General features: G+C 72.4%; 16 protein-coding genes. 5 read left to right on the top strand and 11 right to left on the bottom strand.

The window, feature by feature from the left end; genetic code table 11:
- Positions 1–4 precede the first annotated feature (4 nt).
- On the bottom strand, positions 5–1,288 hold the full coding sequence (argJ, locus tag CPCC7001_RS08930; RefSeq protein WP_006909224.1) for a bifunctional glutamate N-acetyltransferase/amino-acid acetyltransferase ArgJ: 1,284 nt from the start codon (positions 1,286–1,288) through the stop codon (positions 5–7).
- On the opposite strand from argJ, the gene coaE reads away from it, so the two are divergent.
- Positions 1,287–2,756 (top strand): dephospho-CoA kinase, encoded by a 1,470-nt coding sequence (coaE, locus tag CPCC7001_RS16025; RefSeq protein WP_006910137.1) that lies wholly within the window; start codon positions 1,287–1,289, stop codon positions 2,754–2,756. The genes argJ and coaE overlap by 2 nt on opposite strands.
- Before the next feature lie 31 nt (positions 2,757–2,787).
- Positions 2,788–3,942 (top strand): serine hydrolase, encoded by a 1,155-nt coding sequence (locus tag CPCC7001_RS08940; RefSeq protein ID WP_006911184.1) that lies wholly within the window; start codon positions 2,788–2,790, stop codon positions 3,940–3,942.
- Between the two features lie 40 nt (positions 3,943–3,982).
- On the opposite strand, the gene gatB is transcribed toward CPCC7001_RS08940, so the two are convergent.
- Entirely contained in the window at positions 3,983–5,521 is a 1,539-nt protein-coding gene (gatB, locus tag CPCC7001_RS08945) for an Asp-tRNA(Asn)/Glu-tRNA(Gln) amidotransferase subunit GatB (protein ID WP_006910505.1), read from the bottom strand.
- A gap of 58 nt (positions 5,522–5,579) precedes the next feature.
- Positions 5,580–6,443 (bottom strand): iron dicitrate transport regulator FecR, encoded by an 864-nt coding sequence (locus tag CPCC7001_RS08950; protein WP_156796736.1) that lies wholly within the window; start codon positions 6,441–6,443, stop codon positions 5,580–5,582.
- A 173-nt stretch (positions 6,444–6,616) separates the two neighbouring features.
- Here CPCC7001_RS08950 and CPCC7001_RS08955 point away from each other — a divergent pair, with 173 nt between their 5' ends.
- Entirely contained in the window at positions 6,617–7,699 is a 1,083-nt protein-coding gene (locus CPCC7001_RS08955) for an FAD-dependent oxidoreductase (RefSeq protein WP_006910718.1), read from the top strand.
- Here the strand turns inward: CPCC7001_RS08955 and CPCC7001_RS08960 are convergent.
- From CPCC7001_RS08960 to ndk, 5 genes are all read right to left on the bottom strand, one after another.
- A complete protein-coding gene (locus CPCC7001_RS08960) occupies positions 7,671–9,560 on the bottom strand; it encodes an adenylate/guanylate cyclase domain-containing protein (protein ID WP_006911557.1) in 1,890 nt (629 codons plus the stop codon). The genes CPCC7001_RS08955 and CPCC7001_RS08960 overlap by 29 nt on opposite strands.
- Before the next feature lie 96 nt (positions 9,561–9,656).
- A complete protein-coding gene (locus CPCC7001_RS08965) occupies positions 9,657–10,406 on the bottom strand; it encodes a FecR domain-containing protein (RefSeq protein WP_006910472.1) in 750 nt (249 codons plus the stop codon).
- 31 nt (positions 10,407–10,437) lie between these two features.
- On the bottom strand, positions 10,438–12,279 hold the full coding sequence (locus CPCC7001_RS08970) for an adenylate/guanylate cyclase domain-containing protein (protein WP_006910394.1): 1,842 nt from the start codon (positions 12,277–12,279) through the stop codon (positions 10,438–10,440).
- A 67-nt stretch (positions 12,280–12,346) separates the two neighbouring features.
- Positions 12,347–13,090 (bottom strand): FecR family protein, encoded by a 744-nt coding sequence (locus tag CPCC7001_RS14085; RefSeq protein WP_006909821.1) that lies wholly within the window; start codon positions 13,088–13,090, stop codon positions 12,347–12,349.
- A 31-nt stretch (positions 13,091–13,121) separates the two neighbouring features.
- Positions 13,122–13,580 carry a nucleoside-diphosphate kinase gene (ndk, locus tag CPCC7001_RS08980; protein ID WP_043369835.1) on the bottom strand — a complete coding sequence of 153 codons (459 nt, stop codon included), beginning with the start codon at positions 13,578–13,580 and terminating at the stop codon, positions 13,122–13,124.
- 112 nt (positions 13,581–13,692) lie between these two features.
- Here ndk and speA point away from each other — a divergent pair, with 112 nt between their 5' ends.
- On the top strand, positions 13,693–15,660 hold the full coding sequence (gene speA / locus CPCC7001_RS08985) for a biosynthetic arginine decarboxylase (RefSeq protein WP_006911810.1): 1,968 nt from the start codon (positions 13,693–13,695) through the stop codon (positions 15,658–15,660).
- Between the two features lie 19 nt (positions 15,661–15,679).
- On the opposite strand, the gene CPCC7001_RS08990 is transcribed toward speA, so the two are convergent.
- On the bottom strand, positions 15,680–16,063 hold the full coding sequence (locus CPCC7001_RS08990) for a DUF3307 domain-containing protein (RefSeq protein WP_006910115.1): 384 nt from the start codon (positions 16,061–16,063) through the stop codon (positions 15,680–15,682).
- 88 nt (positions 16,064–16,151) lie between these two features.
- Between CPCC7001_RS08990 and CPCC7001_RS08995 the strand changes: the two genes are divergently transcribed.
- Entirely contained in the window at positions 16,152–17,636 is a 1,485-nt protein-coding gene (locus CPCC7001_RS08995; RefSeq protein ID WP_156796737.1) for a mechanosensitive ion channel family protein, read from the top strand.
- An 8-nt stretch (positions 17,637–17,644) separates the two neighbouring features.
- Here CPCC7001_RS08995 and CPCC7001_RS09000 read toward each other — a convergent pair whose 3' ends face one another.
- Positions 17,645–18,367, bottom strand: a complete 723-nt coding sequence (locus CPCC7001_RS09000; RefSeq protein ID WP_006909671.1) for an SIMPL domain-containing protein — start codon at positions 18,365–18,367, stop codon at positions 17,645–17,647.
- Between the two features lie 71 nt (positions 18,368–18,438).
- Positions 18,439–19,551, bottom strand: a complete 1,113-nt coding sequence (locus CPCC7001_RS09005; protein WP_006909718.1) for a hypothetical protein — start codon at positions 19,549–19,551, stop codon at positions 18,439–18,441.
- Positions 19,552–19,586: the final 35 nt, after the last annotated feature.

A 19,586-nucleotide genomic window follows, 5' to 3' on the forward strand; every position in this document is an offset into this window, starting at 1 on the left:
GCCGTCATGTGGTGTAGTCGGCGTTGATCCGCACGTACTGATCCGAGAGGTCGCAGCCCCAGGCCACGCCGGCGCCGGGGCCGTCGCCCACCAGCAGACGGATCAGCACGGTGTCGCCCCCCGGGCCGCTGCCGCCCAGATAGGCGCCGGCGGCCCGCGACCGGAGGTAAGCGGACGCCGCCGGGCGGTCGAAGGGCAGGGGTTGGCCGGCCGCCATCAGCTGGTGATCCCCCAGCCACAGGGCCACCGCCTCCGGATCGAAGGCCACGCCGGCCCGTCCCGCCGCGGCCACGATCCGTCCCCAGTTGGGATCGCGGCCGTGCACGGCGCACTTCACCAGCGAGGAGCCGCAGATGGTGCGGGCGATGGCGCGGGCGCCGGCCTCGTCGGCGGCGCCATCCACCTGCACCTCGATCAGGCAGGTGGCACCCTCGCCGTCGCGGGCGATCGCCTTGGCCAGGTGCTGCGACACCGCCGTGAGGCCGGCCTCCAGGGCCTCGAAATGTTCCGGCCCCAGGGGCTCGCCGGCGGCAAAGGCCAGGTAGGTGTCATTGGTGCTGGTGTCGCCGTCCACCGTGATCGCGTTGAAGGAGCGATCCACCGCCCGCTTCACCATCGCCCGCCACAGCTCGGCCGGCACGCCGGCATCGCAGCTGAGGGTGCCCAGCATGGTGGCCATGGCGGGGTGGATCATCCCCGAACCCTTGGCGCAGCCGCCGATCCGCACCCTCCGCCCGCCCAGCTCCGCCTCGAGGGCGATCTCCTTGGCCACCAGGTCGGTGGTGAGGATGGCGGTGGCCGCAGCCGCGCCCCCCTCCGAGCTGAGCGCCGCCACCAGCGGATCGAGGCCCGCCAGGAGGGTGTCCATCGGAATCGGCACGCCGATCACGCCGGTGGAGCAGAGCAGCACCTGCTCGGCCTCCAGGCCCAGCCGGGCCGCCAGGGCGTCGGTGGCCCGCAGGCTGTCGATCAGGCCCCGATCCCCCGTGCAGGCGTTGGCCTGACCGGAATTGGTGAGCACCGCCCGGGCCCTGCCGCCCGAGGCCTGCAGCCGCTCGGCGCAGAGGTCCACGCAGGCGGCCCGCACCCGCGAGGTGGTGAAGGTGCCGGCGCACACGGCACCCTCGGGCGCCAGCAGCAGGGAGAGATCGGGATTGCCGGAGGGCTTGAGGCCGGCGGTGATGCCCGCCGCCAGAAAGCCCTTCGGCGCAGTGAGGCCGCCGGGAATCGGGTGCCAGGAAGGGGTCACGGCGGCAGGATGACTGTCTCCATCCTGCCCAGCCGCCATGGACCCGGCCGATGCCGAGGCGAATGCCGTGTGCCGCCGGCTGGCGGGTGAGCTCTTTCCCTGGGATCTCACCCGAGCCCTGGAGCTGGCCCTGCTGAAGACGTTCTGCCTGCCGTCGATCTCGAGCCTGCTGGAACGGACCGGCGAATTCACCAGCCGGCCCCGCAAGCGCTACGACGACACCGGCCTGATGGTGGCCGAGCTGCTGCGCTGGGGGCCCGGCAGCGCCGCAGGACAGGCGGTGATCGACCGCATGAACCGCATCCACGGCGCCTACGCGATCGGCCAGCGCGATTTCCTCTACGTGCTCTCCACCTTCGTGGCCGAGCCGATCCGCTGGCTGCGGCGCTACGGCTGGCGGCCGCTGAGTGCCCACGAGCAGACCTGCCTGTACCGCTTCTGGCGCCAGGTGGGGGAGCACATGGGCCTCCAGGACATTCCCGGCAGCCTGGAGGCGCTGCTGACCTTCAATCGCCAGGTGGAGCGCGAGGCGTTCCGCCCCGCTGCCAGCAACGCCCGCGTGGCCGAGGCCACCCTGGGGATGCTGCTGGCCGACTGGCCCGAGCCGCTGCGGCCCGCCCTGCGAAGCGTGCTGCTGGCGCTGGTCAGCGCCGAGGTGGGCGGCAGCCTCGGCTGGAGCGCCAGCCCCGGCTGGCTGCAGCGGCTGGTGCTGCAGGCCCTGCGGCTGCGCAGCCGGCTGGCACAGCGCTGGCCCCGGCGCCCCGGCGCCACCCGCTTCTATTCCGAACGCCCCACCCCGGGCTACGGCGAGAGCTTCCGCCTGGAGCAGCTGGGCCCGCCGGCGCTGCTGCCGCGCCTGAACCGGCCCCGCTGGCAGGGCCACCAGCGGCGCATCGGCCTCACGGGCGGCATCGCCAGCGGCAAGAGCACCGCCGGCCGCTGGCTGGCTGATCAGGCCGGCCTGCCGCTGCTCGACGCCGATCACTACGCCCGCGAGGCCCTGGCGCCCGGCTCGGCCGGGGAGGCCGAGGTGCTGCAGCGCTACGGGGCCGCGGTGAGACCGGCGGAGGGAACGGCCCAGGGCATCGATCGAGCGGAGCTGGGCCGCCTGGTGTTCCACGATCCAGCCGAGCGGGCCTGGCTGGAGCAGCTGGTGCATCCGCAGGTGCGCCGTCGCTTCGAGGCCGAACTGCAGCGGCTGGCAGGTGAACCGGCGGTGGTGCTGATGATCCCGCTGCTGTTCGAGGCCGGCCTGGAGGGCCTCTGCAGCGAGGTGTGGCTGATCGACTGCGACGAACGTCAGCAGTTGCAGCGGCTGATGCAGCGCAACCAGCTCGACGAGGCCGAGGCCCGCGCCCGTATCAGCGCCCAGTGGCCCCTGCAGCGCAAGCGGCCGCTGGCCGACGTGGTGCTCGACAACCGCAGCGGTGTCGAGGCCCTGGAGGCCGGCCTGGCCGCCGCGCTGGCGAAGGGGACCGACGGAGACCGGATCGGCACGCCCACCTAGCGTCGAGGCAACGCCGCCAGCGGCCACCCCCATGCGCTCCGATCACCCCGGCCTGCCCGTGAGCGGGAGCCTCAGCTGGCCGCTGCGCTCGATCACCAAGTCGTTCACCGTCACGCTGCTGCTCAAGCTCGCGGATGAAGGCCGTCTCGATCTCGACGATCCCGTGGGCCGCTACGTGCGTGGGGTGCCGAACGGCGATGCGGTGACCTTGCGCGACCTGGCTGCCATGACCAGCGGCCTGCCGGACTACACCACTCCCGCCTTCTTCGAGGCCTTTCAAGCCAACCCCCGGCGGATCTTCTCGGCGCGGGAGCTGCTGGCGTTCGCCTGGCGCCAGCCCCTGCAGGGCCAGCCCGGTGAGGAAGCGGTGTACACGAACGTGAACACGTTGCTGCTGGGGGAGGTGATCCGCGCGGTGACCGGCCGCAGCTTCGAGCGCAGCCTGCGGCGCCAGGTGCTCAGGCCGCTGGGGTTGCGCCAGACCCTGGTGACGCCGGACCAGCGCCGCTGGCCCAGGCCCCGTCCGGTGGGCTACCAGCGGGAGGACGGGCAGCTCACCCCCCAGCCCGGCAACCTCTCGATCTTCCGCGCCGCCGGCGAGATGCTGGCCACCCTGCCGGATCTGCGCCGCTGGGCCGGCATGCTCGGCCGCGGCCGCCTGCTCAGCCGCTCCACGGCGGCCGAGCGCCGATCCTCTGCCCAGCCGCTGGTCGAGGGGCCGGAGTACGACAGCTACGGCCTCGGCCTCGGCAGCCTCGAGGGCTGGTGGGGACACACCGGCGAGGGACTCGGCTTCACCGCCCTGGTGATGTACGAACCCCGCTCCCGGGCGCGGGCGGCCATCGCCATGAACATCTCCAATCTGCCGGCCGGCCACCCGCCGACGCGGCTGTTCCGGCGGCTCGCCCGCACCCTGAAGCGCGATGGGATCACAGGCGCATTCCAACGACAGCAGGGCACTGGCGGGCAGGAAGCTCCCCTGCCGGTGAAGCAGCTCGATGCCGCCCTGGAGCAGACCGTGCGGCGGTTCGGCATCCCCGGCGTGGCGGCCGGGGTGTGGCTGCCGGGTGGGCGGCGCTGGCGGCGGTTCAGCGGCGAGGCGGTGCTGGGTTCCAGCGGGTCAGGGGTGGAACGGCAGCGTGCGGGACAGGGGCTGCCCTGGGTGGAGGAGGCCTCGGCGCTCTGAAGTCAGGCTCGTGCCGTTCAAGAGAGTCGCCGGGCCGGGCTCAGCCCTTGAGCTTCTCGGCCAGGATCCGGTTCGCCAGCTTGGGATCGGCCTTGCCGCCGGTCTTCTTCATCAGCTGCCCCACGAAGAAGCCCTGCAGCTTGGTCTTGCCGCCGCGGAACGCCTCCACCTCGCCGGGGTGGGCTGCCAGCAGCTCCTCCACGATGGCGGTGATCGCGGCGGGATCGCTGATCATCCCCAGGCCGCGCTCGGCCACGATCGCCTTGGCGGAGCCGCCTTGCTGCAGCAGTTCCGGCAACAGCTCCTTGGCGATCTTGCCGCTGATGGTGCCGTTCTCGATCAGCTCGATCATCTCGGCCAGCTGCTCGGGCCGCAGCGGCAGGTCGGTGTAGGAGAGCCGGTTGGCATTCACATGGGCGGCGATGTCGCCGGTGATCCAGTTGGCGGTGGCCTTGGCGTCGGCTCCCGCGGCCACCGCCGCCTCGAAGTACTCCGCCATGGGGCGCTCATCGGTGAGCACACGGGCGTCGTAGGCGCTCAGCCCCAGCTGCTCGGCGTAGCGATGGCGCTTGGCGGCCGGCAGCTCGGGCAGCTCGGCGCGCCAGGCCTCCCGCTGCTGCGGGGTGACCTCGATCGGCCCCAGATCGGGATCCGGGAAGTAGCGGTAATCGCTGCTGCCTTCCTTGGAGCGCATGCTCTTGGTGAGCTGCTTGCCCTCATCCCAGAGGCGGGTTTCCTGCACCACCGGTTCACCGGCCTCGTAGGCCTTGATCTGCCGCTGGATCTCGTAGTCGCAGGCCTTCTGGATCGCCGAGAAGGAGTTCATGTTCTTGATCTCCACCTTCGTGCCGAAGGGGGCGTCAGGCCCGCGCCGCACGGAGATGTTGACGTCGCAGCGCAGGGAACCTTCCTGCATGTTGCCGTCGCTCACGCCGAGGTAGCGCATGATCCGGCGGATCTCGGAGGCATACTCCGCCGCCTCGCGGCCGGTGCGCAGATCGGGTTTGCTCACGATCTCGGCCAGGGCCACCCCGGCGCGGTTGTAGTCCACCAGGGAGTGGGTGGAGCCGGCCAGACGGTCGCTGCCGGCATGCACGAGCTTGCCGGCATCCTCCTCCATGTGGAGGCGCTCGATGCCAATGCGCTTGGTGTAGGTCTCCTTGCCCTTCTCCGCCACCTCCACCTCGATCCAGCCGTCTTCGGCGATCGGCTCGTCGAACTGGGAGATCTGGTAGTTCTTCGGCAGATCGGGATAGAAGTATTGCTTGCGGTCGAACTTGCTGTGTTCGGCGATGTGCAGATTCAGCGCCATGGCGGCCTTCACCGCGTACTCCAGCACCCGCTGATTGAGCACCGGCAGGGTGCCGGGCAGGCCGCACACCACCGGGTCGATGTGGGTGTTGGGATCGTCGCCGAAGGCGGTGGACGCCGCGGTGAAGATCTTGCTGGCGGTGCCGAGCTGCACATGGGTTTCCAGGCCGATCACGGCCTCCCAGGCCGCAGCTCCTGCCTCAGAGCCAGCCCCATGGTGGTCCTGGGGTGTGGCCGGAGGGGCTGCAGTCGGGGCGGTGCCTGCCATCGCGTCGTTCCAGCGCCAGTGCGTGGGCTGATCCTATGGAACCCCCGCAGCGGCCGGCTCAGCGGCTGTTCGGGTAGGCGTCCTGCGGCCCGGGACGGCTGCCCCCGGGCCGGGGCCCATCGCCGCCGCCACCTCCTCCGCCACCGAAGCCGAACCCGAAGCCGAACGAGAAGGGCGGCCGGCCGCCCGCGGCCCGGGGCTCGGGCCGCGGCAGGCGCACGCCCGGCACGTTGGCGTTGAGGTAGTCCTCCAGGGCGCCCTGGGCGGGGAGTCGCGGCTCGAAGCCCCGGAACAGGGGCCCCTCCAGGATGGCCTGGTAGTCCTGGGGCGTGAGGGGGATCACGGTGGTGAGGTCCAGGGCCTGCAGCAGCCGCAGGCGCTGACCGCTCTCCAGCAGCACGGGGGCCTCGTCCGTGGGTGCGCCATCCCGCAGCCGCACCAGTTCGAGGCGTCCCTGCAGGGAGGTCACCGCCGTGTCGCCGTTCTCGAAGGCCTCCAGGATGTAGGTGGTGCCCCGCACGCTCACCCGCATCGAGCGGGTGCAGCCGTCCTGCCGTCCGGACACCAGCAGCTGTCCCTGATCGAGCAGCAGGCAGCCGCTGCCCAGCTTCAGCCGCGACTGGCGGTTGATCCGGGCCCCGGCACCGGTGTGGAACTGCAGCTGGGCGCGGGTGTCGCGGGTGCTGAGGGTCTCGGGCTCGTGGGCCACATCCTTCACCCGGGCGCGGCGCTGCTCGATGAACAGTTCGGGCCGGTCCAGGATCTGCAGCACGGTGGCCTGCACCGCTCGACCGGTGGCGCCCTGGGCGAGGGTGGAGGCCGGCATGGCACGGGCCGGTGCACTGCCGAAAGCGAGTGACAGCGGCAGGGCGAGGGGCAGCGGCAGCACCAGAAGCAGGGCGCGGATTCGACGGTTCAGCACGGCCACCCGCTCCCACGTCCGGCCCCTCCACTCTGCAGCGATCCCGGCCTCTCGGCAGAAGCCGCCGGGGCCCAAGCGGGATTGGCAGGATGCCAACGGCCTGCCGACAACCCCCCGTGAGCGCCAGCGCGCAACCACCGACCGCGGACATCCTGGTTCTGGGTGGGGGACTGATGGGACTCTCCATCGCGCACCACCTGGCGCGGCAGGGCAGAGCGGTGCGGGTGCTCAGCCGCCGCCGGCAGGAAGCCGCCGGCTTCGTGGCCGCCGGCATGCTCGCCCCCCACGCCGAGGGACTGGAAGGCCCGCTGCTCAGCCTGGGCCAGCGCTCCCTGGCGCGGATCCCCGCCTGGGTGGCCGCGATCGAGGCCGACTCCGGCCTGAGCTGCGGGCTCCGGCCCTGCGGCATCGTGGTGCCCTTCACCACGGCCGAGGCCCGCGACGCCTACGCCACCGCCCGCTGGGGTCAATGCCTCGACCGGCAGGGGCTGGAGCAGGAGGTGCCCGGCATCGGCCACGCCTGGCAGGCCGGCCTGCTCTTCCCTCAGGACGGCCAGATCGACAACCGCCGGCGCCTGATGCGGGCCCTGGAGCGGGCCTGCGTGGAGCGGGGGGTGCGGTTCGACGAGGGGGCCGAGGTGCTGGATCTGGCCACCGACGGCCAAGGCGCCCTGGCGGCGGTGCGGTGGCGGGGAGCTGACGGACGCCCCCGGGAGCTGCCGTGCGAGCAGGCGGTGCTGAGCGGGGGAGCCTGGAGCAGCCAGCTGCTGCCCCAGCTGCCGATCGCCCCCGTCAAGGGGCAGATGCTGTCGCTGCAGGGGCCCCGCAACGCGCTCGCTCGGGTGATCTTCGGACCCGGCACCTACCTGGTGCCCCGCAACGATGGGCTGGTGGTGGTGGGCGCCACCTCCGAACCGGAGGCGGGTTTCAGCCCCGGGCTCACGCCCGCCGGCCAGCGGCAGCTCGAGGAGGGCCTCGCCGCCCTGCTGCCCGCGGCCGGGAGCTGGCCGTCGATGGAGCGCTGGTGGGGCTTTCGCCCCTGCACCCCGGACGAGGCGCCTCTTCTGGGGCCGGGCCCCCTGGCCGGCCTCTGGCTGGCGGCGGGCCACCACCGCAACGGGGTGCTGCTGGCCGCCATCACCGCTGCCCTGGTGGGGGAGTCCCTGCTGGGCCGGGCCCTGCCGGCGGAGGACCAGCGGCTGCTGGAGGCCTTCCGCTGGGACCGCTTCAGCCGGCCGGCAGGGTCTGCAGCGTGAACACCGGCAGCTTCCCCATGCCCTTCACCGCCTGCTCCCCCAGCCGTTGCACCGGCAACACCCCGCCCACCAGCTCGGCGGTGGCGGCATCGAACAGCACGGATGCCCCGGCCGTGCGGGTGAGGCCCTCCATGCGGCTGGCCAGGTTCACCTTGTCGCCGATCACGGTGAACTCCATGCGGCGGGGGCTGCCGATCTGACCCACGATCACCTCGCCCGAGGCCAGCCCGATGCCGTTGTCGAGCGGCTCGAGGCCCTCGGCCTGCCAGGTGGCGTTCAGGCGGCTCAGGGCCCGGCGCATTTCCGCGGCGCAACGCAGCGCCGCCACCGCCTCGGCCTGGGGCCCACGCCCCAACGGTGAACCGAACACCGCCATCACCGCATCGCCGATGAACTTGTCCACGGTGCCGCCGTGGGCGTTGATCACTTCCACCATCTCGCCGAGGTAGCGGTTGAGCTGGCGCACGTGCAGCTCGATCTCGCCACTGCCGCTGCGGGCATTGGTGAGCTGGGTGAAGCCCTTGAGGTCGGTGAAGAGCACGGTGACGGGCAGGAGGCGGCCCCGCAGGATGCCCTCGGCCGCCGCCGGATCGGAGAGGATCTCCGCCACGACGCTGGGGGCCACGTAGCGCTCGAAGGTGCGTCGCAGACGCCGCCGCTCCCCTTCCTCCGCCAGATAGGCATCCCCGCCGTAGAGCACCCCCAGCAGCACCAGCGCCGTGGCGGGCACCAGCAGGGGCACCCAGGTGTTGAAGCGATCGAAGGCCACCCAGGCGCCCGCCAGTTGCAGCACCAGCACCATCCCCACCAGGCCAAGCCGCCAGCCCAGACCGGCCCGCAGAAGCGCCAGAGCCGCCACCAGCAGCACCGGCGCCAGGGCCAGCAGGCCCCGCGGCAGCGGCTGGGCCGGCCACGCCTGGAGGCCATCGCCCAGCAGCGAGTTGGCGGTGGCGGTGGCCAGCATCTCCAGCCCGGAGAGGGTGCCGAAGGGGGTCACCGTGCCCGCGCCGCCCTGGGCGCCCACCGGGCCGATCAGCACCACCGCATCGCGGATCAGGCTGCGCTTGGGATGGTTGCTCCAGCGCTCCGGGTCGAGCACCTCCCAGGCCGGCAGCCGCTCGAACGACCCCTCAGGGCCGTAGAAATTGAGCTGGCGCCGGGCATCCGGCTGGCGGCTGGCCCGGCCGGAGCGCTCCAGGGCCACCTGGGAGAGCGCCTTTTGGGGCCTGGCTCCGGCCAGAGCCAGGATGCGCTCGCTGTAGGTCTGGGGATGGGGGTGGGCCTCGCCCTGGCCGCCCGGCAGGGTGTTGGTGATGCCGATGCCGCCAGGGCCGGCCGCCTCCCGCAGCGGATCGGCGGGCGGGGCAAGGCTCAGCCCCACGAAGCTGGTGTCGCGGATCTCCATGATCTCGGCGGCGAGGGCCACACGCCCCTGCTGGCGGCCGATGGCCGCGGCCAGGGCCGCGTCGTCGGCCGGACCCTGGCCGCTGGGGCCCTCGAACACCACGTTGATGGCCACTGCAGCTGGACTGGCCTGGCCCAGCCGGTCCAGCAGGTCGCCGTAGCGGGCGCGGGGCCAGGGCAGGGTGCTGAGCCCCTCGGCCCAGCCGGGAATCGGGGACGCTCCCTGGGACTGATCGGCGAACCAGGCGCCCTGCTGCAGGGTGGAGTCGTCGATGGCCACCAGCACCACCGACTGGGGCACCGGCCGGCGGCCCCGCAGCCGCACCATCTGATCCTCCAGGCCCCGTTCCAGAACGCGCAGCGGCTGTGGCGGCCTGGCTCCCAGCCAGGCCGCGGCCAGGGCCAGCCCAGTGGAGGCAAGAGCCAGAACGACGGTGCGGCGGGAGGAGGAAGGCATCAGACAAGCGGGTCGGTGGCGGCGGATCCCGGCCGGATCACAGCGAGCCGGTCAGCCAAGGCCGTTCGGCACGGCCTCCTGTTCAGCAGGACCTGCTCAGAAGAAACGGGGGAAGCTGAAACCGGGAATCGAGGGGGTGACCGGCGCGCCGGGCAGATTCACCCCCGGCACGTAGCGGCGGATGTAGCTCTCCAGGGAGCCGATCCCCGGCAGGGGCGCGCTGAACCCCTCGAACAACGGGCCGCCCAGGATGGCGCTGTAGTCGCCGGAGCTGAGGCGCAGCAGGGTGAGCACCACGCCCGCGGGGGAGAGGGTGACGCGCTGGCCGGCCTCCACCCGCGTGATCTTGGCGGCTCCCTGCTCACCCGGTGGGATGGGTTCCCCGTCCTGCAGCGGCTCCACCTCCACGGCCCCCTCCAGCACCGAGAGTTCGGCCTGCCCGTCCTCCCGCACCTCGAGCAAGTAGTTGGTGCCACGCACGCTCATCCGCGACGAGCGGGTGCAGCCGCTCTGGGGACCGGAGACCAGGATCTGGCCCTTGCGCAGCAGGAAGCAGCCGCTGCCCAGTCGGAGCTGGGAGAAGCGGTTCACCCGGCCCGCCGCCCCGGTGTCGAAACGGATCTGCCCCCGGCTCTTGCGGGTGCTGATCTCCTGGGGTGCCGTGGCCCGCTGCTTCACCTTGGCCTCGCGGCTGTCGATGTAGAACTCCCGCCCATCGAGGATCTCCTGCACCGTGGCCGCCTCCTTGGCCATGGCGGGGCCCACGGCAGGCAAGGTGAGCGGCGTCAGCGCCAGGGGCAGCCAGACCCACAACAGCGGCAGCCGCCGCGAGGGGAGGGAGGGCATCGGATCGCCAGGAGCCTGAACCCCCGCATTCTCACCCCGATTCCCCGGGCGGGACCTGGAGGGCGTGCACCTCCAGCGGGTGGGGCCAGCCCTTGAGCTGGTGCCGGCCCAGGGGGAGGCTGGCCACCGCGTCCGGCAGCAGCTCCCGCAGGGCCGCACTCAGCAGGATCGGGTGGTCGGGATAGCGGCGGGTGAGGTCCTGCAGCCGGCTCGCCACATTGACGGCCGCCCCCACCACCGTGAATTCCAGCCGTTCGGGAGAGCCGAGGTTGCCGGCGATCACCTCCCCCACGTGGAGGCCGATCCCCTGGCGCAGCGGCGGCAGCCCCTGGCTCGCGAGCTCCCGGTTGAGCACTCCGAGCCGTTCCTGCATGGCCAGGGCAGCCCGCACCGCCGCCAGGGCCTCCGCGCGCTCTCCGCGGCTGCGGGGAACGCCGAACTCCGCCATCAGGGCATCGCCGATGAACTTGTCCAGCAGACCGTTCTGCTCGATCACGGCGGCGGCGATCGCCGCGAAGTAGCGGTTGAGCAGGGCGAACAGATCGGCAGGGGCCAGGCGCGCACTGAGCGCGGTGAAGCCCACCAGATCGGTGAACAGCACCACGCAGGTGCAGCGGCGCCCCCCCAGCTCCGTGCCGAGGGGCCCCGGATCCCGCAGGATGTCCCGCAGCAGGGCCGGGGAGATCCGGCGGGCCAGCACCCGGTGCAGGTAGGCGCGCTCCCGGCGTTCCTGCCAGGCCTGACCGGCAACCCGCAGGCTCCCCGCCAGCAGCGGCATCGCCAGCAGCGCCGCAAGCGGCAGCCACAGCTGCAGCCACGCCCAGGCCAGGCCTGCCATCAGGAGGATCACCGCCACCAGCGCCAGCGCCCGGACGGCACTGGGCAAGGCGAGGGAGGAACGGCCCAGCACTCCGCCAACGGCCAGCCCCCACCCCAGCAGCAGCAGCGCCGCCAGTGGGGCCTCCAGCGGCAGCAGGCTGCTGCCCCGCGCCACGCTGGCGAGGGCCTCGGCCTGCACCTGCGTGCCGCTGAGCGGGCCGAAGGGGGTCTCCATCTGGTCGCCCAGGGTGGCGGCCGTCACGCCGATCAACACGGTGCGCCCTTGCCAGAAGCCGTCAGGGAGGTCCGGCAACCGCCAGGCGGGCACCAGGGGCACGCCGGCGGAGGGGCCGGGGAACTCGATGTAGCGGGGCGGACGCGGCAGGGGCCGGGAGGCCGGCAGGGCCCGGTCTGCCAGGGGCTGCGGCCAGGGAGGGGCGAAGTCGGCCAGGTGCTCCCGCAGCCAGCTCGCTCCCGGGATCGCCTCCGTGTACCCCTGGGGGCTCTGGAGCAGGGCGGTGAGGCCGGGGGGAGGGGAAGCAGCCGAGCGGAGCAGGGGCAGGGGGAGCCGCAGCTGCCGCAGCTCCAACCCCTGCTGCTGCCGCCGGTCGAAGGCCGCCGCCAGCACCACCCGGTCCCGCCAGGGGCGAAGACGCTCCACGAAGGCCCGATCGTCGGCGGCGCCGAAGCGGCTGGGCTGGCTCAGCACCACGTTGAACAGCACCCGATCGGCACCCCGCTCCAGCACCCAGGCCGCCAGGTCCGCCTGCAGGGATCGCCGCCAGGGCCACGGGCCCATGGCCGCCAGCAGCGGGGCGGCTTGGCGCTGCTGGGGGGCCATCAGCTGATCCAGCTCCAGGGACTCGGCGTCGATGCCGAGCACCACCAGATCGACCGGTGAGGGCGGGGCAGAGCGGAGGGCCGCCAGGGCGGCGCGCAGCCGGAACCCGGCCACCCGCAACTGGGCATCGGCCGCCTCCATCAGCTGGGCCAGCATCCCGGGCCTCAACGGCCCGGGCAGCGTGACCAGAGCGGGGAGGATCAGACCCAGCATCCAGAGCTGCCGCCGGCGCGGCTTTCGCCGGAGTGAGCGCCATGGAGGCCGGAACCGGAGCTGGGGCTCAGCGCCCATCCGGCCCCGCCGGCTCCAGCGCCTCCAGCTCCTGCTCGATCACGGGCAGGGTGGGCATGGCCGCCGTGAAGCCGTTCAGCAGGATGCTGGAGCGGCGCCGGCGCTGCGCCTCCTCCCGTCCCAGGCGGCGCGGCGGTTGCCAGGCCCCGTTCTGGTAGGTGAGCTGCTCACCGCTGGCGAGCCACACGTCTTCGGCCTTGCCTGCCCCCTCCGGCTCGAGGGTCACCCGCACCCGCCCCTCCCAGCTGAACACCAGCACCCGCTCGGCCTCCACCTCCAGGAACACGGTGGTGCCCTCGATCGAGGCGGTGCCGACACGCGTGCGCACCCGCAACGGACCGCCCCCCTGGCGGCCAGGGTTGATCCAGGCGATCAGCTGCCCGCGCTCCAGATCCAGGGCCGAGGCGCTGAGACGCACCACCGCATCACCACCGAGGCGAAAGCTGCGGCCATTGGGAAGATCCACCTGCATGCGCCCCGGGCGCTGGGTGCGCAGCAGGGAGCGCCCCGGCAGCCGCTGGCCCACCCTGGCGGACCGCTCCTGATCACCGGGCGGCCGCACGAAGGCAGGCCGGGAGGGAACATCGGCCACCTTGGGCAGGGGCCGGGAGGCCTGCACCCCCTCGGGTGCGCCAAGCAGCAGCACACCGAGCAGCGCCACACCAGGGAGAAGCAGGCGGGCCTGGCCCCGCACCGTGAGGGTGGGCCCGGGCTGCAGGTGGACAACCGGCATGGCGGTTGGGACGGGTCTCCAGCCTGGCGACTCAGCCCTCGGTGCGCCAGCCCTGGTCGGAGGGGGTCCAGTCGCTCAGTTCCGAGGGCTGGAACCAGAGGCCGATCTCGAACGCGGCCGTTTCGGGAGCATCGGAGCCGTGGATCACGTTGCGGCCGATGTTGATGGCCAGATCCCCGCGGATGGTGCCGGGCTCGGCCTCCAGGGGCTTGGTGGCGCCGATCAGCTTGCGGGCGCTGGCGATCACCCCATCGCCCTCCCACACCATCGCCACCACGGGACCGGAGGTGATGAAGTCCACCAGCCCGGCGAAGAAGGGGCGCTCCCGGTGCACGCCGTAGTGGTTCTCGGCCAGCTCACGGCTGGGGGTGAGCTGCTTGAGGCCCACCAGCTTGAAGCCCTTGCGCTCGAAGCGGCCCAGGATCTCCCCCACCAGGCCGCGCTGCACGCCATCCGGCTTGATGGCGATGAAGGTGCGTTCGGCGGCCATGAACTCGATGCGGCGGATTCGCGCCATCGTGTGCGTCGGCCCTGCCGCTTGGCAAGCTCACCGACGGGCCAACTGCCTACATTCCTTCACGTTCCAAGCACGGTGCCGGGCCATGGTGCTCACCATCACCCCCAGCACCTGGACCGCGGAGGACGGCTCCAGCCTCTACGGGCTCGACCGCTGGGGTGATCCCTATTTCTCGGTGAATGGGCGCGGCCACGTGATGGTGCAGCCCCGCGGTGACCGGGGCGGCTCGCTCGATCTGGTGGAGCTGGTGCGGGAGCTGCAGGGGCGGGACCTGACGCTGCCGCTGCTGATCCGCTTCGACGACATCCTGGAGGACAGGCTCGAACGGCTGCACGCCGCCTTCGAACGGGCCATCGCCCAGTACGGCTACACCGGGCGGTACCAGGGCGTGTTCCCGGTGAAGTGCAACCAACAGCGCCACGTGGTGGAGCAGCTGGTGGAGAGCGGCCGCCGCTGGCACTTCGGGCTGGAGGCCGGCAGCAAGGCCGAACTGCTGATCGCCCTCTCCCTGGTGGACGATCCCGAGGCGCTGCTGATCTGCAACGGCTACAAGGACCGGCGCTACATCGAAACGGCGATCCTGGCCCGCCGGCTCGGCCGCCAGCCGGTGGTGGTGATCGAGCAGGCCGACGAGGTGGAGCGCATCATCCACGCCAGCCGGGAGCTGGGTGCCGCGCCCCTGATCGGGGTGCGGGCGAAGCTCTCGAGCCGCAGCACCGGCCGCTGGGGCAGCTCGGTGGGGGAACGGGCCAAGTTCGGGCTCTCCGTGCCGGACCTGCTGGCCACGGTGGAGGCCCTGCGCCAGGCGGGTCTGCTGCCCGAACTGCGGCTTCTGCACTTCCACATCGGCAGCCAGATCAACGACATCGCCGTGCTCAAGGACGCCCTGCAGGAGGCCGGGCAGATCTATGGGGAGCTCACCCGGCTGGGAGCGCCGATGGGCTACCTGGATGTGGGCGGCGGCCTGGGGATCGATTACGACGGCAGCCGCACCGCCACCGCCGCCTCCAAGAACTACTCCCTTCAGAACTACGCCAACGACGTGGTGGCCACGGTGCGGGAGTGCTGCGAACCCCATGGCGTGCCCCTGCCCACGCTGGTGAGCGAGAGCGGCCGGGCGATCGCCAGCCACTTCTCCGTTCTGATCTTCGATGTGCTGGGCACGGCTGGACCGCCCGCGGCCGTGCCGGCGGTCCAGGCCGAAGAACCCCTGATGGTGCGCAACCTGCGGGACACCTTCGCCACCATCCACGCCACGGCTGAGGCAACGGCACAGGCAACGGCAGAGGGCGCCACCTGCTGCGACGCCCTGCAGGAAGCCTGGAACGATGCGATCAAGTTCAAGGACGACGCCCTCTCGGCCTTCCGGCTCGGCTATCTGAACCTGCCGCAACGGGCGGTGGCGGAACAGCTCACCTGGGCCTGCGCCGAAGCCATCGCCGGCCAGCTCGCCCAGCTGCCGCCGGGCACCCCCATCCCGGAGCAGCTGCAGGCCCTGCAGGCGGGGCTGGCCAGCACCTACTACGCCAACCTCTCCGTGTTCCGCTCCGCGCCGGACACCTGGGCCATCGATCAGCTGTTCCCGGTGCTGCCGATCCAGCGGCTGGACGAGGCCCCCACGGGACTGGGCAGCTTTGCCGATCTCACCTGCGACTCCGACGGCAAACTGACCCGCTTCATCGGCCGCGGCCAGGAGAAGAGCCTGCTGGAACTGCACCCGCCCCGGCCGGGGGAGCCCTACTGGGTGGGGCTGTTCCTGGCGGGCGCCTACCAGGAGGTGATGGGCAACCTCCACAACCTCTTCGGCAGCACCAATGCGGCGCACATCCGCCTCGGTCCCGGCGGTAACTACCTCGTGGACCATGTGGTGCGGGGCGACACCAATGCCGAGGTGCTGCAGGTGATGGAGCACGATCCCCGGCAGCTGCTGGAGCGGCTGCGGCTGGCCAGTGAGGAGGCGATCGGCCGGGGCCAGCTGGCCATCAGCGACGCGCGCCGCCTGATGGCCCATCTGGAAAGCAGCCTGGGGCAGACCACCTACCTGCAGTCCTGAGCCCGGGGTGGCGGGGCGGTCAGGCCACCAGCGCCACCCAGATCAGCTTGCAGGCCAGATGCAGGGCCTGGTCGATGCCGATCCGGTAGAGGCGGCGGCACTTGCCCAGGTCGATGCACACATGGGCCACCCACTCCGCCAGGCCCAGCAGGGGCACGCCGGTGAGCACCGCCACCAGGAAGCCGTGGATGCCGCCATGGGCGGCCATCCACCAGCCCCAGGGCAGCACGCCACGGGCCTGGGGGCACTTCTCCAGAGCCATGCGGTCGCTCTGCAGGGCGAAATCCCCCAGGAAGTGCCCCATGGCGAGCAGCAACAGCAGGTTGAGCGCCGTCGGCACCGCTGCCCCCGACCCGGGGATGGCCATCGCCAGGGGATGGGCCATCAGCAGGGGAACGGCCATGGGGAACAGCGCCGGGGAGCCGGATGGGGCAGCGTGTGAACCACTTTGAACCAGGCTGGGCCGAGGAGGCCTGATCGCGATGCTGCCGATGGCAATGTCCCAACTGGCGGCCACCCTGGCGCTGGTGGCCGGACTGGTGGTGTGGCGAGCCTGGATGGTGCGCCGCAGCCGTCTGGCGCCGGTGCCCCTGGTGCTGCCCCTCACCGCCCTGCTGGTGCATCTGGTGGCCTCCCTCACGCCGGTGAGCCTGGTGGGGGCGGTGCCGGCCCGATGGCTGGCGACGCTCGATCTGCTGTTCACGGGCTATGCCCTGATCCGGCTGGGCACATGGGCGGGCCTGCAGCTGCCCTCCGGCGTGCCGTGGTGGCCCCAGCCTCCCAAGATCCTGCGCGATCTGGCCATGCTGCTGCTGGCGGCGGCCTACACGGTGCTGGTGCTGCGGGAGCGGGCCGGGGTGAACCTGGTGGGGCTGCTCACCACCTCCGCGGTGCTCACGGCCGTGGTGGGTCTGGCGGCCCAGGAAACCCTCAAGGATCTGTTCGCGGGGATCAGCCTGCAGCTCGATGCCCCGTTCAACGAGGGCGACTGGATCGAGGTGAACGGCAGCGGCGGCTTCGTGCAGACCGTGACCCTGATGAACACCTACCTGAAGACCTTCGATGGCAGCAGGTTGGTGGTGCCCAACGACACCGTGGCCCAGGCGACGGCGCGCTGCTTCACGGCGAGCGATCCGGTGGGGAACCGGTTCAGCATCGGTCTGGACTACGCCCTGCCCCCGGGCCAGGCCTGCGCGCTGCTGGAGCAGGTGATGGCCCAGTGCCCCGGCGTGCTGCAGCAGCCGCCACCGCGGGCCTGGGTGGGGGCCTACGCCGACAGCGCCATCACCTACGAGCTGCTGGTGTGGCAGCGGGGCGCCGGCGAACTGCAGCGCCTGGAGGTGCGCAGCACGGTGCTGCAGCACATCTGGTACGCCCTCAGCCGCGAAGGCCAGAGCATCCCCTACCCGGTGCGGGAGCTGCGCCCGAAACGCCAGGCGCCCCCGGAGGATGATCCCGCCCTGATCGACGCGCCGTCACGCGCCCGGCTGCTGTCCGGCAACGCCCTGTTCCGGGAGCTGGGACCGGAGCAGCTGGCCCGGCTGGCTCCCCTCACCCGCTGCCTGCGGTTCGGGCCCGGCGAAGCCGTGGTGCGGGAAGGGGATCCCAGCGCGGCGTTGTTCCAGGTCGTGCGGGGCCGGGTCGAGGTGCTGAAGGCCAGCCCCCAGGGCGGGCAGACCCGACTGGCCAGCCTCGGGCCTGGCGAGGTGTTCGGGGAGATGGGCCTCTGCACCGGAGCCGAGCGCTCGGCCACCGTGCGTGCCGAGGAGGACACGGTGCTGCTCGAGGTGGAGCGGGACGACCTGCTGCCGCTGGTGGAGGCGGAGCCCGACTTCCTCAGCCATCTGGCCCATCTGGTGAACCGCCGCCGCTGCGAGCTGGAGAAGGTCACCGCCGAGCAGGCTGCGGCGCGGGAGCTGGGGCTGCTGCAGCGGATGCAGCAGTTGTTCGGCGCGGTGGGGATGGGACGAAGCTGAGGCCTGGCCTAACGGGCACAGAACCACACCTGCAGGCCCAGACGGTCCAGCGGCGCCGGCAGCTCCGCCGGATCGAAGTCCGGAGCCGCCTCCGCCACCATGGCCCTCAGCGGCACCGGTCGCGGACCGCCCTCCACCTGCACCTGGATCGCGCGCACGTCCCGCAGCCCGATCACGCCGGCCAGATCCCGGGCCTGCTGCAGGGCGTCCTGATAGGCCGCGCGCAGCAGCTGCTGGCGGCTGGCACGGTCCTCTTCCGGCCTGGCCTCCGTGCTCACCGGCGACAGCCGCACACCCGGCAGGCCGCCCACCCGGCGCACCAGGGGCTGCAGCCGCTCGAGGGCCAGCTTGCCGCTGACCCGCAGGCTGGCCACCCAGGCCGAGGGCCGGCGGCCGCTGCGGCCGCGCTCCCAGGTGTTCGGCGAGGTCACCTCCAGCTCGTCCACCCCCAGGGCTTTCAGCTCCTGCCGCACAGCCCCCAGGCGCCCCTGGAGGATCTCGAGGGCCTGATCGGCCGTCTCGGCCTCGGCCTCCAGACCGAGGGAAAAGCTGAAGCGGCTGGCCTCGCGGCGCAGCTCGGCCGTGCCACGGGCCTCGAGCAGCGTGCCGCTGCACTGGAGCTGCACCTGGGCCTGGGCCTGGGCCGGCGGCGGACCGGCCTGGAGCAGCAGCGCCGCGGCCGGGAGGCTGACCAGCGGCCTGAGCAGAACCCTGGCCCGTGGAGTGAGCAAGGCAAGGAGGGCGGAGAAGCCTCAGCTTGCTCCCGGCCTAGGGAACCGGGCAAGTGTTGGACGAGGCCGGCTCAGAAGATCCCCTTGAAGAGGTTGAAGGGGCCGCCGCCCCCCTCGGGGCGTTCCTGCTCCTGGGCAGGAGCGATGCGCTCCATCCCCTCCATCAGGGGCTGGATGAGCAGGGACTGGCGCTCCACCTGCACCTGCCAGGCCGGGGAGACCCCCGGCTCCTGAAGGCGCTGCGGGGCGGCGGGCGCCACGAAGGTGAGCACGCCGGCCTGCAGCGCCTGCATCGCCTGGGCACTCACGGCGCAGCTGGTCTGGGATGCCGGCATCAGACCAGGCCCCCCCTCCTGGCCGGCGGCCGGGGAGCCTCCGGCCTGGCCTGAGGAGAGCGTGGCCAGACCCAGCAGGGGGTTGTCCCCCCAGGGCCGGCTGCTGGAGGTCCAGATCACCAGATCGCCCTCCTGGCGCCCGGCTCCCGCCACCAGGGCCAGGTAACCCTCGGCACCGGACACCGGCTGCCAGCGCAGCAGCGAGGCCCCTGCGGCATCGGAGATCTGCAGCTCCACCGGCGCCAGGAAGTCGTGGCGGCTGTCGAGGGAGAAGTTGAGCGTGGGGGCGTAGCTGCCGCTCACCGTGTGGGCGCCCACCAGGGAGGCGCCGGTGGGCACGGCCCCACTGGCTCCGCTGCCCCTGGTTTCGGTGTTGGGCCAGCGGCCGAGCACGGTGGCGCCGGACCGCAGCCGATCCGCCTGGGCGCGCAGACCGCCCATCGAGGCCAGCCGGCGGGCCAGGGCCTGCTGATCCGGCAGCAGGCGCTCCAGGCTGATCACCTGGGGCTGATCCCCCGTGGCCTGCTCCGCGCAACCGTTGAAGAGCAGCAGGCGCCCCTCGGGGCTCTCGGGCCTGCTCCCCGTCCCGGGGGTGTCCGGATCGACAGCCGTGATCGGCGGGGTGACGAGCGGCAGCACGGAGCCCAGGCGCAGGCCCTCGGGAACGCGGTGCTCGGCTCGGGGGACGCCGGAGGCCGGGCCCGGCGCCCGCAGGGTGAGGTCCAGGGTGCGGACGGAGGCCGGCGGCGCACCTCCCATCAGCAGGCGCATCATGCCGCCGGCTGAGAGGTCACCCGCGGCCAGCGCCCCCAGGCCGGAGAGCGTCGTGGCCTGGATGGTGTAGGTCACGGGCGGCTCGGCCGCAGCCGCAGCCGCGGGCAGCA

Source organism: Cyanobium sp. PCC 7001, from assembly GCF_000155635.1.
In the GTDB taxonomy this organism is placed as follows: Bacteria; Cyanobacteriota; Cyanobacteriia; order PCC-6307; family Cyanobiaceae; genus NIES-981.

What these genes read in the sequence shown, in the direction of transcription:
- CPCC7001_RS08990 (WP_006910115.1), bottom strand. Translation starts at nt 16,063, where the DNA reads ATGGCCGTTCCCCTGCTGATGGCCCATCCCCTGGCGATGGCCATCCCC.
- CPCC7001_RS08955 (WP_006910718.1), top strand. Translation starts at nt 6,617, where the DNA reads ATGGGACTCTCCATCGCGCACCACCTGGCGCGGCAGGGCAGAGCGGTG.
- speA (WP_006911810.1), top strand. Translation starts at nt 13,693, where the DNA reads ATGGTGCTCACCATCACCCCCAGCACCTGGACCGCGGAGGACGGCTCC.
- CPCC7001_RS08970 (WP_006910394.1), bottom strand. Translation starts at nt 12,279, where the DNA reads ATGCTGGGTCTGATCCTCCCCGCTCTGGTCACGCTGCCCGGGCCGTTG.
- CPCC7001_RS14085 (WP_006909821.1), bottom strand. Translation starts at nt 13,090, where the DNA reads ATGCCGGTTGTCCACCTGCAGCCCGGGCCCACCCTCACGGTGCGGGGC.
- CPCC7001_RS08995 (WP_156796737.1), top strand. Translation starts at nt 16,152, where the DNA reads ATGGCAATGTCCCAACTGGCGGCCACCCTGGCGCTGGTGGCCGGACTG.
- gatB (WP_006910505.1), bottom strand. Translation starts at nt 5,521, where the DNA reads ATGGCAGGCACCGCCCCGACTGCAGCCCCTCCGGCCACACCCCAGGAC.
- CPCC7001_RS08940 (WP_006911184.1), top strand. Translation starts at nt 2,788, where the DNA reads ATGCGCTCCGATCACCCCGGCCTGCCCGTGAGCGGGAGCCTCAGCTGG.
- ndk (WP_043369835.1), bottom strand. Translation starts at nt 13,580, where the DNA reads ATGGCCGCCGAACGCACCTTCATCGCCATCAAGCCGGATGGCGTGCAG.
- coaE (WP_006910137.1), top strand. Translation starts at nt 1,287, where the DNA reads ATGGACCCGGCCGATGCCGAGGCGAATGCCGTGTGCCGCCGGCTGGCG.
- CPCC7001_RS08965 (WP_006910472.1), bottom strand. Translation starts at nt 10,406, where the DNA reads ATGCCCTCCCTCCCCTCGCGGCGGCTGCCGCTGTTGTGGGTCTGGCTG.
- argJ (WP_006909224.1), bottom strand. Translation starts at nt 1,288, where the DNA reads ATGGCGGCTGGGCAGGATGGAGACAGTCATCCTGCCGCCGTGACCCCT.
- CPCC7001_RS08960 (WP_006911557.1), bottom strand. Translation starts at nt 9,560, where the DNA reads ATGCCTTCCTCCTCCCGCCGCACCGTCGTTCTGGCTCTTGCCTCCACT.